The sequence below is a fragment of the Streptosporangium sp. CA-135522 genome (assembly GCF_050949235.1).
GTDB lineage: Bacteria > Actinomycetota > Actinomycetes > Streptosporangiales > Streptosporangiaceae > Streptosporangium.
This window is the reverse complement of sequence record NZ_CP192026.1, coordinates 2,698,075-2,711,256: the sequence shown is the minus strand read 5'-3', so window position 1 is coordinate 2,711,256 and position 13,182 is coordinate 2,698,075. Positions and strand designations below refer to the sequence as shown.

Below are 13,182 nucleotides of genomic sequence, written 5' to 3'. Positions count from 1 at the left end.
TCGTCCATGACACATGAGTCGCCACGCGATCCGCGAAGCAAGGGTGAGGAGCTCGTCGCCGCCGCGCAAGCCGGTGATCGGGAGACGGCACGCCGTCTCACCGGCGCTTTCGTCCAGGGCGGGCACATCGACGAAAGCATCCCGTACTGGGAGCGGGCGGCGGCGGCCGGGGACGCCTTCTCCGCCTTCACCCTCGCCCGCTACCGGAAGATCCGGGGGGATCGATCGGCCGCCGAGCGGCTCTACCGCGGCGCCGCCGAGACCGACGCCGGCTGCGCGTACGGACTCGGCACCCTCCTCAGGGAGAACGCCGACCCCGAGGCCGCCCACTGGTTCCGGCGCGGGTGGGAGATGGGCGACCTCGGCTGCAAGATCGAGCTCGGTAAGCTCCTCGTCCGCGAGGGCGAACTCGACGAGGCGCCGAAGTTCCTGATGAGCGATGCCGGCATCGGTGACATCGCCGTCTTCCGCTGGGTGGAGCTCTTCGAGAGGATACGCGGCGACTTCGATCTCGTCGCCGCCGATCTCGCGTCGGCCGAGGAGGACGGCGACGCGGAGGCCGCGGCCGACGCGTTGTACCCGCTGTCCGACATGGAGCGCCACTTCCGGGACTACCCGGGCCTGCTCGACGAGGCCGAGGGCTATTACCGCAGGGCCGCCGCCCTCGGCAGCGCGACCGCGCTCGTCAACCACGCGATCCGCGTCGAGGAGGTACGGACGCGGGACCGCTGGCCCGAAGCCCGCGAGCTCCTCCTGCGCGCCCACGAGCAGGGCTACGACGGTGCCGCCTACGTGCTCGGCGTTCTCCACGAGCAGCGCGGCGACCTGGCGGAGGCCGAGCGCTGGTACGCGGACGCGGCCGCCGCCGATCACGAGTCCGCCCAGTGGAACCTCGGCATCCTGTGCAAGCGGCAGCGCCGGTTCGACGAGGCCGAGCTGTGGTTCCGCAAAGCCGGCGAGAACGGTGAGGACGTGGCGGACCAGCTCGCCGCCGTCGCCCGGCTGCGCGAGGAGGACGAGGTCCCGACCTACAGGGACCTGCGCCGCCTGCCCGAGCTGCGCGAGCGCGCCGAGGCCGGCGACGTCCAGGCCGGATACGCCTACGGGCGGATGCTCCACGGCTGGGGCGGCGCCTCCGCCCGCCACATGACCGGCTGGTTCGAACCGGCCGCGGAGGCGGGCGACGCCGAAGCCGCCTTCCGGCTCGGCGAGCTGTACAAGGAGCTGCGCGAGCCCGAACCACGCGACCACTGGCACCGTCGAGCCGCCGAACTCGGTCACCACGAGGCCTGTTTCGCCATGGGTTTGCTCTCCGACCACCACAAGGACTGGCAGGAATCCGAGCGCTGGTACCTGCGCTCGGCCGAGAGCGGCGGGGGTCTGGCCGCGATGTTCGCGGGCAAGCTGAAAGCCCAGCGCGCCGCCTACGCCGAGGCGGAACCGCTGCTGCGACATGCCTGGCAGGAGGGACGCGAGCGCCCGTACGGCGTCGAGGCGGCGGGCTACTACGGCACGGTGCTGCACCGCCTTGGCCGATCCGCCGAGGCGGTGCCACTGCTGCGGACCGCCGCCGGGCGCTGGCGGGAGGTCAGGCGACGCTACGACCCGCAAGACCTGGAGCTGCTCGCCAGGATGGTGGACCCGGCGAAGGAGCTTGCCGAGGCGGAGGCCGCGTCGGCCGCCGAATAGAGGGTGGATCGTCACCGCCGACGGTCCGGGGGCGGCTCCGAGACGACGGCTCAGGGACGACGGTTCCGAGACGGCGGCTTCGGGACGACGGCTTCGGGACGGCGGCTTCGGGACGGCGGCTTCGGGACGACGGCTTCGGGACGGCGGGACAAGGCCTCCGTACCCGGACATGCCCTACCATTCTGCGATGCTTGATCATAAATATGATGATCTTCTCCGTGCGGCCGAGGCCGGGGATGTCCCAAGCCTCTTCGAGGCCATGGGCGGTCTGTGGCAGGTGGCGCAGCACGCGGGCCCCGACGAGCTGAGCCATGTCGTGGTCCGCGCCCCCGGCCTCTTCCAGGTGATCCCCTCCATCGGGCTGCGGGCGCAGCTCGCCGTACTGTTCGGCGGGCTCACCGAGCTCGGAGCCGACCCGGCGCCCCTCGCCGAGCAGCTCTCCGATGGCTTGAGCGAGGCGTTGGAGCTGGTCATCGAGTACGCCGCGGTCTGGAAGGACGCCGCTCCCGACGAGCCGCTCCCGCCGATGGAGGGCACGGCCTTCGAGATGTCCCTCCCCGTGCTCGCCCCCCTCGTCGGAGAGGAGCACGCCCAGCGGCTGGCTCAGGGCTGGGCCGAGATCGGCCAGTGGAAGATGGCGGCCGTCACGATGCTGCAGAAGTCCGGCGCGGTCCGGCGCCGGCTGGCCGGCAGCGAGCGGCTCATCGCGGCGATCACCACCGCCACGACGGTTGACCAGGATCTGGACTGGCCCACCCGGCTGCTCGCCGTACTGGACGACGAGCCCCTGCTCGTCCTGCACCCCGCCACGGGGCTCGGTTACGAACTGACCATCGGCGGTATCGGCGACAACTTCCAGCTGCACACCCTGCTCGCCGACGCGCTCGGCGACTTCCTGGGAGTCGAGCGGCCCGACCCGACCTGGGTGGCGTCGGCCGTCGACGGCCCGCTCGAACCCGCGGTGTGGCCGATCCGGGGTCAGTTCAACCTGGTGGACGGGTACGGCTCGGCGATCTGGAACGAGGGGGTGCCCGCGGACATCCCGTTCTTCGAGGGCAGACGGGTCGTCGTCCTCAAGCCGCCGCCCTACCCGCGGACCTGGAACATCGGACGGCTCTATCCGATGATGCGGCCGCTCCTGCGCATCGACAGGCCCCTCTCCCCGGATGAGGCCGCCTCCTGGCTCGGCAAGGTCACCTCTCCCGTGTGAGCGCCGGATCGGCCCGGGCCGAGCGCCGGGCCGGCCGGCCGAGCAGGGCCCGGCGCCGATCCCCCGGGTGCCGGAGGGCGCCCGGCCCCGGCGATCACCTGGCGGTCGCGGATGAAATGATCTTTCCGCTCGGACGCATCCGCCGGCTCGGGCGCATCCGCCAGGAGTAGGTCCGCCTGGTCAGAGGTCAACGCGGTGCCCACCGCTCCATACGCGAACTCAACGCCGGCATCCGCGCCTGGATCAAAACCTGGAACGACCAGCCCCGACCGTACGTCTGGATTCCACGGCTAGACCGTGCCGGCGGCCGTGTGGATGGCGGGGCGCCTGGTATCCACGTTGCCGGTCAAGATCTTGAGGATGCCGGGTAGTTCCGCCACCGTTTCGGCGGGCAGGCCGGTCACGGTCTCCTCCGCCAGAGCGCACCACAGCTGCTTGACCTGGTCGGCGAGCGCCCTGCCGCTGTCGGTGAGTTCGACGATGCTGGCGCGCTTGTCGGAGGGGGCGGGTTTGCGGCGGATGTGGCCGGCGGCTTCGAGCTTGCGGGTCATGAGCGTGACGCTGGGCGGCTCGCAGCCGAGCGCCTCGCTGAGCTGGGCCTGGATCATCGGGCCGGTCCGGGCGAGCTCGAGCAGGAGCGCCTCCTGCCCGGGGTGCAGGCCGAGCGGGGCCAGCAGCGCCGCGGCCCTGGCCCGGTGGCGCAGGCTCAGGAGGCGGATGGCCTGGTTGAGGGCGTCGGCTTGCTCGAAGTCCATGGGCTCTCCTTGACGAAATTAGTTACGTGCATAATATTTATCCGCGTAACTAATCCTACATGACATCGAGGAGCTGGACATGACCGTGAACGTCGCAGTCATCTACTACAGCGCGACGGGCAATGTGCACGCACTCGCGCAGGCCGTCGCCGAGGGCGCCGCCTCGGCCGGGGCCGGGGTGCGGCTGCGGCGGGTCGCCGAACTGGCGCCCGACAGCGCGATCGACCAGAACCCGCTGTGGCGGCGGCACACCGACGCCGCCACATCGATCGCCCAAGCCTCGGTCGAGGACCTGGCGTGGGCCGACGCGTTCGCGTTCGGGACGCCGACCCGGTTCGGCGCACCGGCCGCGCAGCTCAAGCAGTTCATCGACCAGGCCGGCGGGCTGTGGCAGGAAGGCGGGCTGGCCGACAAACCGGTGACCGCATTCACCTCGGCGTTCAACCGGCACGGCGGCAGCGAGGCCACGATCTTGTCGCTGGGCAACGTCTTCTACCACTGGGGGGCGCTGATCGTCCCGCCCGGATTCACCGATCCGGTCGTGTACGCCGCCGGCGGCAACCCCTACGGCACGTCGCTTGTGACCGGCCCGACCGGAGACGGCCCTGACGCCGCGGCGCTGGACGCGGCCAGGTACCAGGGACGGCGGCTGGCCCAGATCACGATCCGGCTGCTGGGGGGCAGCCGCGTCACCGACGCCGCCGCGGGCGACGGGAACTCCCGCGAAACCATGGCCGCAACGATCTCCCAGACCGCGTGAGCGGCGGATCGACAAGGAGGAAGTCATGACAAGCACCAGCACCGCAACTCAGCGGGCCAGGCCGCACGCCGGCCCCGCCTGGTTGGTCCTGTCGCTGGCGTGTGCCTGCCAGTTCATGGTGATCCTGGACGCGTCCATCGTCAACGTCGCCCTGCCCTCGGTCCGCGAGGACCTCGGCTTCACACCCACCGGCCTGGCCTGGGTGGTGAACGGCTACCTGCTCACCTTCGCCGGCTTCATGCTGCTGGGTGGCCGCGCCGCCGACCTGTTCGGCCCGCGCCGGATGCTGGCCGCCGGGCTGTTGCTGTTCTCCGCCTCGAGTCTGGCCGGCGGCCTGGCAACCGCTCCGGAGGTCCTGGTGGCGGCCCGCGTCGCGCAGGGCATCGGAGCCGCCATGATGGCCCCGGCGACGCTGGCCGTGATCAACACCTCCTTCACCGAGCCGGACGCGCGTGCCAAGGCGTTCGGCGCGTGGTCCGCCTCGGGCGGTGTGGGCGGGATGGCCGGCGCGGTCGCGGGCGGCGCCATCACAACCGGCCTGTCGTGGCGGTGGGTCTTCCTCATCAACGTGCCGATCGGCGCGGTGCTGATCGTAGTGGCCATGATGTCGCTGGCCGGCGCGCGAACCGGCCGGCGGGAATCGCTCGACCTCACCGGCGCGGTCACGGGGACGGCGGGGCTGGCCGCGCTGGTCTACGGGGTCATGCAGAGCGCCGACCATGGCTGGACGTCCGCGCCGGTCGTCGGGCCGGTAGTGGCGGGCCTGCTCCTGCTCGTCGTCTTCACCGTGGTGGAGGCGCGTTTCGCCACCCAGCCGATGGTTCCCCTGCGGCTGTTCCGAATCCGGGGGGTGGCCGTCGGCAACGGCATGCTGCTGCTGTTCGGCGGAATCGCCATAGCGATGTGGTACTTCACGTCGCTCTTCCTGCAGAACGTACTCGGCTACAGTGCGCTTCAAGCCGGACTCGGGCAGACACCCGCGGCGGTGACGTTCATGGTGATCGCGCGGTGGGCCGCCGCCCTGCTACCGCGAACCGGTGTGCGCCCCCTTACGCTGGCCGGCAGCGGCTGTTTCCTGGCCGGTTTCGGCTGGCTCTCCCTGGCCCACGCCGACAGCGGCTACGTCACCAGCGTGCTCGGGCCTACGCTGCTCATCGCGGTCGGCATCGGGCTGACCTTCCCCACCCTCATGGCCGCGTCGACCGCCGACGCTCCCGAGGGCGACGCGGGGATCATCGGCGGCCTGGCCAACACCGCCGGTCAGGTGGGCGGGTCCATCGGCCTGGCGGTGCTCGCGACGGCCGCCGGCACCAGAGCCGCGGTGGAGGCCGACGGGCGTTCCCCGGTCGACGCCCTCGCCGCCGGCTACGACCTGGTCTTCCTCATCGCGGCCGGCCTCGGCCTGGCCATCGCGGCGGTCAGCCTGCTGCTGCCGCGGCACCGGCGCGGCTGACCGCCGGCGACGCCGCGTGCTCACTCGCCCCTGTGCCGCCGCGAAGATCCGATCGTCGAGGAACGCGTCACCGGAGCCGACTGCCGACTGCCGACTGCCGACTTTGGTCGTAGGACGCACGCCCAAAGTTCGATGTGCGCCACACGCCGGATTCCTAGCATCGAGTGCATGATCCAGTCCGCGGCTCCGATTTCCAGGCGCGTCCACGAGATCGACGCCGTGCGCGGCTTCGCGCTGGGCGGCATCCTGGTCGCCAACATCGGTTTCTTCGCCGACCCCCGATACGCCGTCGGCACCGGCGCCATGCCCATCAGCGAGGGTCCCGTCGCCCTCGTCGTCAGCACCCTGGTGCTGACGAAGTTCTACGTCGTCTTCTCGTTCCTGTTCGGCTACTCCTTCACCCTGCAGATGCGCGCGTGGGGAGAGAAGGTCACGACCCGCATGCTCCGCCGCTGCCTGGGGCTGTTCGTCCTGGGCGTGGCCCACGGGTTCCTGCTGTGGATCGGCGACATCCTCACCCTCTACGCCGTGCTCGGCCTCCTCCTGCTGGCCATGCGCGGCATCCGCCCCGGGACCGCCGTCAAAGCCGGTTGCTGGATCATCGGCGTGATGTCGGTGATCTGGCTCCTGCTGGCCGGGCTCACCCTGCTCGACCCGGGCGGCGCGGCGGCCACGGTCCCCGATGCGGCGGCCTCCGCCCGGGCGGAGGCGCTGTTCACCGGCAGCCCGCTGAGCTTCCTGCGGTTCCAGGCGGAGACCTACCCGCCGCTCGCCGCGTTCGTGTGGATCGGTCAGGGTCCGATGGCGATGGCGCTGTTCCTGTTCGGCCTGGCGGCCGGCAAGTCGCGACTGCTGGAGGAGCCGGGGCGATGGGCCCATCTGGTTCCCCGGATCCTGTGGCTGGGGTACGGCGTCGGCCTGCCCACCGCGGTCTTCTTCACCTGGTCGTCCCAGGCGTCCGGCGCCGTGGAACTGGTCGGCATGGCGGTCAACGACGTGACCTCGCCGCTGCTGTCGGCCGCGTACGTGGTCACCCTGCTCGAACTGGTCAAGCGCGTCCCGGCGATCGGCGCCGCCCTGGCCCCGGCAGGCCGGGTCGCGGCCTCCAACTACATCGGCCAGTCGGTGCTGGCCTGCCTGGTCTTCACCGGGTACGGCCTGGCGCTGGCGGGCGAACTGGCGCCGACCGCGGTGATGGGCGTGGCCGCGGCGATCTACGCGATCCTGCTGACGTTGAGCGCCTGGTGGTTGCGTCGCCACCGGCAGGGCCCGGTCGAATGGGCCCTGAGACGCTTCACCCTGTTCTCCACGACTCCACCGCGCCCGGCGAGAAGTGTTCCCCGGCCGTGAGTGGATGTTTTGATCCCTAATAACTGCATCGCATACCAATTGCACCGTACGCTCCACCTCATGGACGACCTGATCGCCTTCCTCGCCGCCCGTCTCGACGAAGACGAGCAGACCGCCCGCCTCGCCTCCGAGGTGTACGGCAAAAGCTGGTGGTGGAACCCGTCCTGGGGTCTGGTGAAGGGCATGCCGGACAACGACGGCGAAGCTACTTCGATCTTCTCCATCGGAGAGGAAACCGTCGCCGAAGTGTGGAGCGAGGTCGGCCCGCACATCGCCCGCCACGACCCCGACCGAGTACTTCGCGACATCAACGCCAAGCGCGCCATCATCGACGAGCACCCCGCCACGACCGGCCGGGACGGCACCCGACCTGTCAGGCCCACTTGCCCGACCTGCTCCCAGAGCGTCCAGGAAGGCGACCCGTACCCCTGCCGCATGCTCCGCCTACTCCTCCTGCCCTACGCCGATCACCCCGACTACCGGCAGGAGTGGAAGCCATGAGCAACCACATGACCCGCGGGCGAACAAGCACGGGCGCGCCTCGACAGGAATGACCAAGGCTTCAGGACTTCACTTCCCGACCGGCCACGCATGCTGCGACCGATGACATGCGCCCATGTCGACGGTGTCACCGGCACGCCCTGGCCCCGCCCTGACGGCTCGCCGGTGACATGCCCTCAGGAGACGGCTCGCCGGTGACACCCTCAGGAGGTCGCCACCGCGACCGCCGCCAGCACGGACGACACCAGGCCGCCGGCGACCACCAGCGCCGCCCCGGCGATCGGCAACCGCCGGCTCCACGCCCGCAACCTGGGCGACCTCGCCACACCGTCCAGCGCGTTCCTGCCCCGCAGGACGGCGACACCGACCCCGGTGAGGGTGACGGCCATCCCGACACCGAACGCCGCCACCATGGCGAGCGCCATGGCCGCTCTACCGGTGAGCAGTCCCATGAGCAGCAGTAGGAAGGCCGAGGGCGAGGGCAGCAAGCCGCCTGAGGCGCCCATCGTCACGATGCCCCGCCAGGTCAGCAACGACGCCGCCTCCCCATGCCCATGCCCATGTCCATGACCATGTCCATGACCGTGACCGTGACCGTGGCCGTGTCCATGACCGTGGCTGTGGCTGTGGCGCAGATTCCGCAGGTGCCGTAGGAGCAGTCCCACACCGACGCCGAGGACGACGAGCGAAGATGCGAGCTGCAACCACCGCGTCACCGCCCCCAGCGCGGGCAGGCCGTCCACCGCCAGCCACCAGCCGATGGCCAGCGCGGCCACCGACACGGTGTGCATGACCGCCACCACGGTGCCGAGCAGGACCGCGTCGCGGGCCCGCCCGTTGCCGCCGACCAGGTATCCGGCCGTCAGCGTCTTGCCGTGTCCCGGCGCGCACGCGTGCGCCGCCCCGGCCACCAGCGCGACCAGCAGCGCGAGGGGCATCACGACGTCGCCGTCCAGCAGCGTGGACAACTCGGCCGTCCACAGCTCGACGGGCGCGATCGGCGACTTGGGCGCGTCCTGCGGAGGACCGTCGAACCGCAGCACGTGCGCGGGGGCCGCCGCCGTGTGCAGTGCGCCCGCTCCGCCCGGCGTCGTGGACACCGTCCGGTACGCCGGATTCACGTCGGTGAGCGCGGTGATGTCCAGCGTGACGGCACTGACCCGCGCCCGGCATCGGAAGCTCAGCACGGCGCCGGAGGCGGCGATCGTCTCGGTGCGCACCGCCTCCAGCTCGCAGGCCGTGCCGTCCTGCGAGACCCGGATGTGCTCCCCGAGATAGCCGGCGACCTGCTCGCCCCGGTCGGCGGCCAGCCTGGCCAGCGTGTTCAGGTCGTCGGCGGCCGCGGACCAGGTCACCTCCACCGTGTCTGCGCGTGCGGTGACCTTCGCCGCAAGCGGCGGGCCGAAGGGGTGTGCCCACCCCGGGCCCGCCGCTCCCAGCAGGATCAGCGCCGCCAGGCCCGCGGACGCGAGCAGGCGGGCCAGAACCCGTGTCACGACCATGGTCACTGGCCGGAGCCGCCCTGGCCGCGGACTCTCGTGGCCGCCAGCGCGTGGATCGAGCCGTCGTCGGTGAGCGCGAACAGAAGGTCGCCACTCACCGACAGCGCCGACGCCACGCCTCCGCCCAGGTCATACTCGGCCAGCTTGCGGCCGGACGTCCGGTCGAGCGCCACCACGCGCCCATCCCAGGTGGTCGCGTAGACGACGGTGCCGGTCGCCAGCGCGTGCATCGCCGGAGAGCCGGGACCTGCCGCCGCGCACCCGGCGGCGACCCGCCACGGGTCGTCCATCGGGCTCTCCCCGGGCAGGTAGCCGAGCGGCGTCTCCCAGACCGGCTTGGCCGGGTCGGCTGAAGCCGTGTCATAAGCCCTGACCACGCCGTCCACGCTGGCGACGTAGGCCATCGCACCCCGGGTCGCCGGGCTGGTGACCGGCGGCGGCCCCGGCTCACAGGTGCTCGCGGTGCCGAGCTTGGCCTGCCAGAGCACCTTCCCACCCGCCGTAAGGTCGTGGCCGCGCACGCCGGACGAGGTCGCGGTCACCATCCCCGTGTCGGTGAGGGCCGGGGAGGACTGGGTGAACAGGTCGCCCCCCGTGTCCACGGAGGCTTGCCGCGTGCAGGTGGTCAGGTCCATCGCGATCAGCGACTGGCTGGACCCCGAGTGCAGGTAGGCGGTGGTGGCGCCGGGCCGCCGTACGGCGACGCTGTGGAACTGGCCCCACCCCGCCGGCGCGGCGAAGCCGCCGGGCAGGCGGGCACCGGTTCTCGCGTCGCGGCACAGGACCGTATCCCACGCCTGGTAGACCGCCACCGTCCGGCCGGGCAGGTCGAAGACGCTCACCGGTCCGCCCGCCCGGCCGTAGCGCCGAACGGTCGAGCCCGAGACGTGCTCGTCGTCGATCGTCTCCCAGGCGACCGCGCCGGTGGCGGTGTCCAGGGCGTAGACGCGCCCGACGCCGGTGGTGAGGTAGACCTTGCCGTCCTGCACGGTCGGAAAGGACTCGGCGTCACCGTCCAGATAGGTGCGCCACAGCTCCGCACCGGTCAGCGCGTCGTAGGCGAGCATCATGCTGTACGGCGAGTCGAACGCCCGCGAGGCGACGATCACCTTGCCATCCGACACGACAGCGCCGTTGAGATGGAACTGTTCGCCGGTGCTGGCCGCCCAGCGCAGGCCGAGCCTGGCGCCCGGGTCGTCCTTGGCCGACGAGCGGCCCTCCTCGTCGCCGCCCTGCCTGGTCCAGTCCTGGCCGGACTTCGGCTGGTCGAGGCGGGAGTCGGCGATCACCTGGAAGGTGGTCCTGACCGCGGGCCAGGACTTGCCCGCGGTGTCCACGGCGACCAGGTCCGCGGTGTAGGAGCCTGGCCTCAGGCCGGTGATCCGGGAGCTGACCCTGGTCCACGAGACGTGCGCCGTGGGGCAGGGCTCGGCGCTGCCGCCCGGCGGGGTGTAGCAGTTGACCCGGCCGGTGGGCTTGGTCTCGCGGCCGAACCGGAGGGCGCGGTCGTGCCAGGCCACCTTGCCGTTGCCTGCACGGATGGTGAGGGACGCCGTGGCGGGAGTGCGTCCGTCGTCCTCCGCGTACAGCTCGACCGGGACGCCGCGCTTCGCACCGTGCACGCTGCCCTCGGCCGGGCTGACCAGCGCGACGTCGTCGTCCACCTCGAACTGGCGGTGGGTGCCCGTCACGTAGCCGGTGTCGTCGGCCGTGGTGTCAGGGTCGTCGGCGATGGCGGAGAAGTCGAGGATCTTGTAGTCGGGCCTGGCCGAGTCGATGCCGTACACGCCCATGTTGTTGATCTCGACCGATCGGGCGAACGCGCCCCTGCGGTACTCCGCCTGCTGGTTGTGGCCGGCCGCGAACATCCGCACGTCGTACTTGGCCAGCTCGTCGACGATCGGCTGCATGCCCGCTCCCGGACCCCAGCGGGTGAACAGCGAGCGGTGCGCGAAGACCAGCACCTGCTTGCCGGTGGCGTGCCTGCGCAGGTCCTCGCGCAACCACTGGAGTTGCGGGGCCAGGCCGCTGGAGTCGTAGTTGTCCTCCAGGACCACGATGTGGCGTCCGTCGCGGTCGAACCCGTACCACTCGGGGCCCAGGTTCCTGCGGTAGTACTCCAGGCTGCCGCCGTAGCCGACGGAGGTCGCGGTGCCGCCCATGTCGTGGTTGCCGATCACCGGGTAGTAAGGGTGGCCGAGCCGGCCCTTGCGCAGCCCCTCGCGCAGGATGTCATAGCCTCCCTGACGGCGGGGCTCGTCCGCGTAGTCGGTGACGGTCAGGTCGCCCGTCGTCATGGTCAGCGTCGCGCCGTGCACCTCGGCCATCGCCTCGACCTGGCCCTGCCAGCGCGGCAGGCTGTTTCGCGCCTCGGCGTCGGTGCGGTTGCCCACCTCGACATCCGAGACCATCAGCCACTTCTCCTTGGGGTCGGCGGCGTGGGGGTCGGGGACCAGCGCGAAGTCGAGGCCCTTCAGAGGGCCCTGTCCGCCCGGCACCTTTCGGAAGAAGGTCGGCACGAAGTCGTCGCGCAGGACCGGCGTGTACCCGTTCGGCGAGACGACGCTGACGAGGTCGGTCTCCCTGCGATTACGGTCCACGTCCAGCGTGTAGCCGCCGTCGGCTCCGGTGGCCGCCCAGACGGCGCCGTCGGTGACGGACACGCCGGGCAGGCCCTTCTCCCCGGCGTCCCTGACCCCGTCACCGTCCTGGTCGGCGAAGACCGCACCCTGGACGGTGACGACGTCCGAGCCGGCTCCCGCCAGGGTGAAGGCGACCGGAGAGCTGAGCGGGTCGTACCCGTCGTTGGCCAGGAAGTGTGCGCTCCAGGAGCCTTCGCCGAGGGCGCGGGTATCCAGCGTGACGGTTCCCGAGGCGAGCGGCGCCCGCACCCAGGTCTTCGACGCGACGGAGCCGGGCTTGTCGGCGGCGCCGTACAGGCCGACCCAGTTGAGGGCGTTCGGCTGGTCGGTGGTGTAGCGGAAGGTGACGGGTTCGCCGACCTTCGGGGTGGCGGTGGTGAGCGTGAGCGTACCCGTCGGAGCCGCAGCGTCCTGCTGCGCGGTCCGATCTGGTGAGGGACCGGTCTCAGGGTCGGCGGCGGCCAGGGCGGCACCCGGCGCGAGCACCGCCATCACCACCGTCACCGCTACGAGGCCCGTCCAGCGCGCACGCCGGCGCAGCCGCACCGCCATGATCGCCAGTAGGAGGACGAGCAGCCCGAGCGGCAGAGCCGCGGCGGGCGGCGTCGGCCAGTGCCGAATGGCCGCGTGCGAGCCGGTGGCGTCCACGACGGGCAGTCCGGCCGTCACGTCGGACGTCACGCCGTCGAACTCGGTCACGATCTGCGACAGCCCGCCCGCGCGCAGCAGCGGACCGAGATCGAGGTTGTCCACCGCGCACGACCACGCCAGCTCGACGACCACTCCGCCGGAGATGCCGCCGGCTTCACCGGCCACTCCGTGCGCGCTCACCGGGCAGCCGCCTCCCAGCAGCCCGGCCGCCCAGGCGCCGGCCCGCTCGGGACTCACCACGTCACGGTGCACAACCAAGCGACCGCTTGTCATTCCTGCGGTCGTGCTCACAACCAGCTCGGCATGGCCGCGCGTCAGATGAGCGAACGCGGGACCAGCGCAGACACCAAGCGTCACGGCCAATGCCACGGCGAGGACGCCGACGGCACGGACCATACGGGATAACAGATAAGGGGGATGTGACATGGCACAAAGCTAGACAAGTTGATCGACCCGGATCGACCCCGCGCCGCCGATGTTCATCTCGTTCGTCCCATGAATTCACCCACGCCCCCGGGCTCACATCCGCAGAGAACCGTCACAGCACGAGCGCCATGGAGCGGGCCGCTCATACCCTGCCAAAACGCCGCCGCGATGGCTCTGACCTGTACTTCGACCGGACCCACCACTGCAGACGACATCACGCCCCGCGCCTGTTCGCCTGCTCTA

Annotated in this window: 9 protein-coding genes; 6 read left to right on the top strand and 3 right to left on the bottom strand. The window is 71.3% G+C overall.

Annotated elements, in window-relative coordinates; all coding sequences use genetic code 11:
- The first annotated feature begins 6 nt into the window (after positions 1-6).
- Positions 7-1,689, top strand: coding sequence for an SEL1-like repeat protein (locus ACQPYK_RS12850; RefSeq protein ID WP_433254485.1), 1,683 nt, complete (start codon positions 7-9; stop codon positions 1,687-1,689).
- A 187-nt stretch (positions 1,690-1,876) separates the two neighbouring features.
- Positions 1,877-2,899, top strand: a complete 1,023-nt coding sequence (locus tag ACQPYK_RS12845; RefSeq protein WP_433254482.1) for a hypothetical protein — start codon at positions 1,877-1,879, stop codon at positions 2,897-2,899.
- A 290-nt stretch (positions 2,900-3,189) separates the two neighbouring features.
- On the opposite strand, the gene ACQPYK_RS12840 is transcribed toward ACQPYK_RS12845, so the two are convergent.
- On the bottom strand, positions 3,190-3,654 hold the full coding sequence (locus ACQPYK_RS12840; RefSeq protein ID WP_433254480.1) for a MarR family winged helix-turn-helix transcriptional regulator: 465 nt from the start codon (positions 3,652-3,654) through the stop codon (positions 3,190-3,192).
- Positions 3,655-3,733: 79 nt separating this feature from the next.
- On the opposite strand from ACQPYK_RS12840, the gene wrbA reads away from it, so the two are divergent.
- The 4 genes from wrbA to ACQPYK_RS12820 all read left to right on the top strand — a co-directional run bounded on the left by wrbA (position 3,734) and on the right by ACQPYK_RS12820 (position 7,718).
- Positions 3,734-4,414 (top strand): NAD(P)H:quinone oxidoreductase, encoded by a 681-nt coding sequence (gene wrbA / locus ACQPYK_RS12835; protein ID WP_433254478.1) that lies wholly within the window; start codon positions 3,734-3,736, stop codon positions 4,412-4,414.
- Between the two features lie 25 nt (positions 4,415-4,439).
- Complete coding sequence (locus ACQPYK_RS12830; protein ID WP_433254476.1) at positions 4,440-5,867, top strand: MFS transporter; 1,428 nt, start codon at positions 4,440-4,442, stop codon at positions 5,865-5,867.
- 168 nt (positions 5,868-6,035) lie between these two features.
- Positions 6,036-7,217 (top strand): DUF418 domain-containing protein, encoded by a 1,182-nt coding sequence (locus ACQPYK_RS12825; protein WP_433254474.1) that lies wholly within the window; start codon positions 6,036-6,038, stop codon positions 7,215-7,217.
- A gap of 60 nt (positions 7,218-7,277) precedes the next feature.
- Positions 7,278-7,718, top strand: coding sequence for a DUF6221 family protein (locus ACQPYK_RS12820; RefSeq protein ID WP_433254472.1), 441 nt, complete (start codon positions 7,278-7,280; stop codon positions 7,716-7,718).
- A gap of 203 nt (positions 7,719-7,921) precedes the next feature.
- Here ACQPYK_RS12820 and ACQPYK_RS12815 read toward each other — a convergent pair whose 3' ends face one another.
- Together ACQPYK_RS12815 and ACQPYK_RS12810 are read right to left on the bottom strand one after the other, a co-directional pair.
- A complete protein-coding gene (locus ACQPYK_RS12815; protein WP_433254469.1) occupies positions 7,922-9,214 on the bottom strand; it encodes a hypothetical protein in 1,293 nt (430 codons plus the stop codon).
- Between the two features lie 8 nt (positions 9,215-9,222).
- A complete protein-coding gene (locus ACQPYK_RS12810; protein ID WP_433254466.1) occupies positions 9,223-12,750 on the bottom strand; it encodes a PQQ-binding-like beta-propeller repeat protein in 3,528 nt (1,175 codons plus the stop codon).
- Positions 12,751-13,182 lie beyond the last annotated feature (432 nt).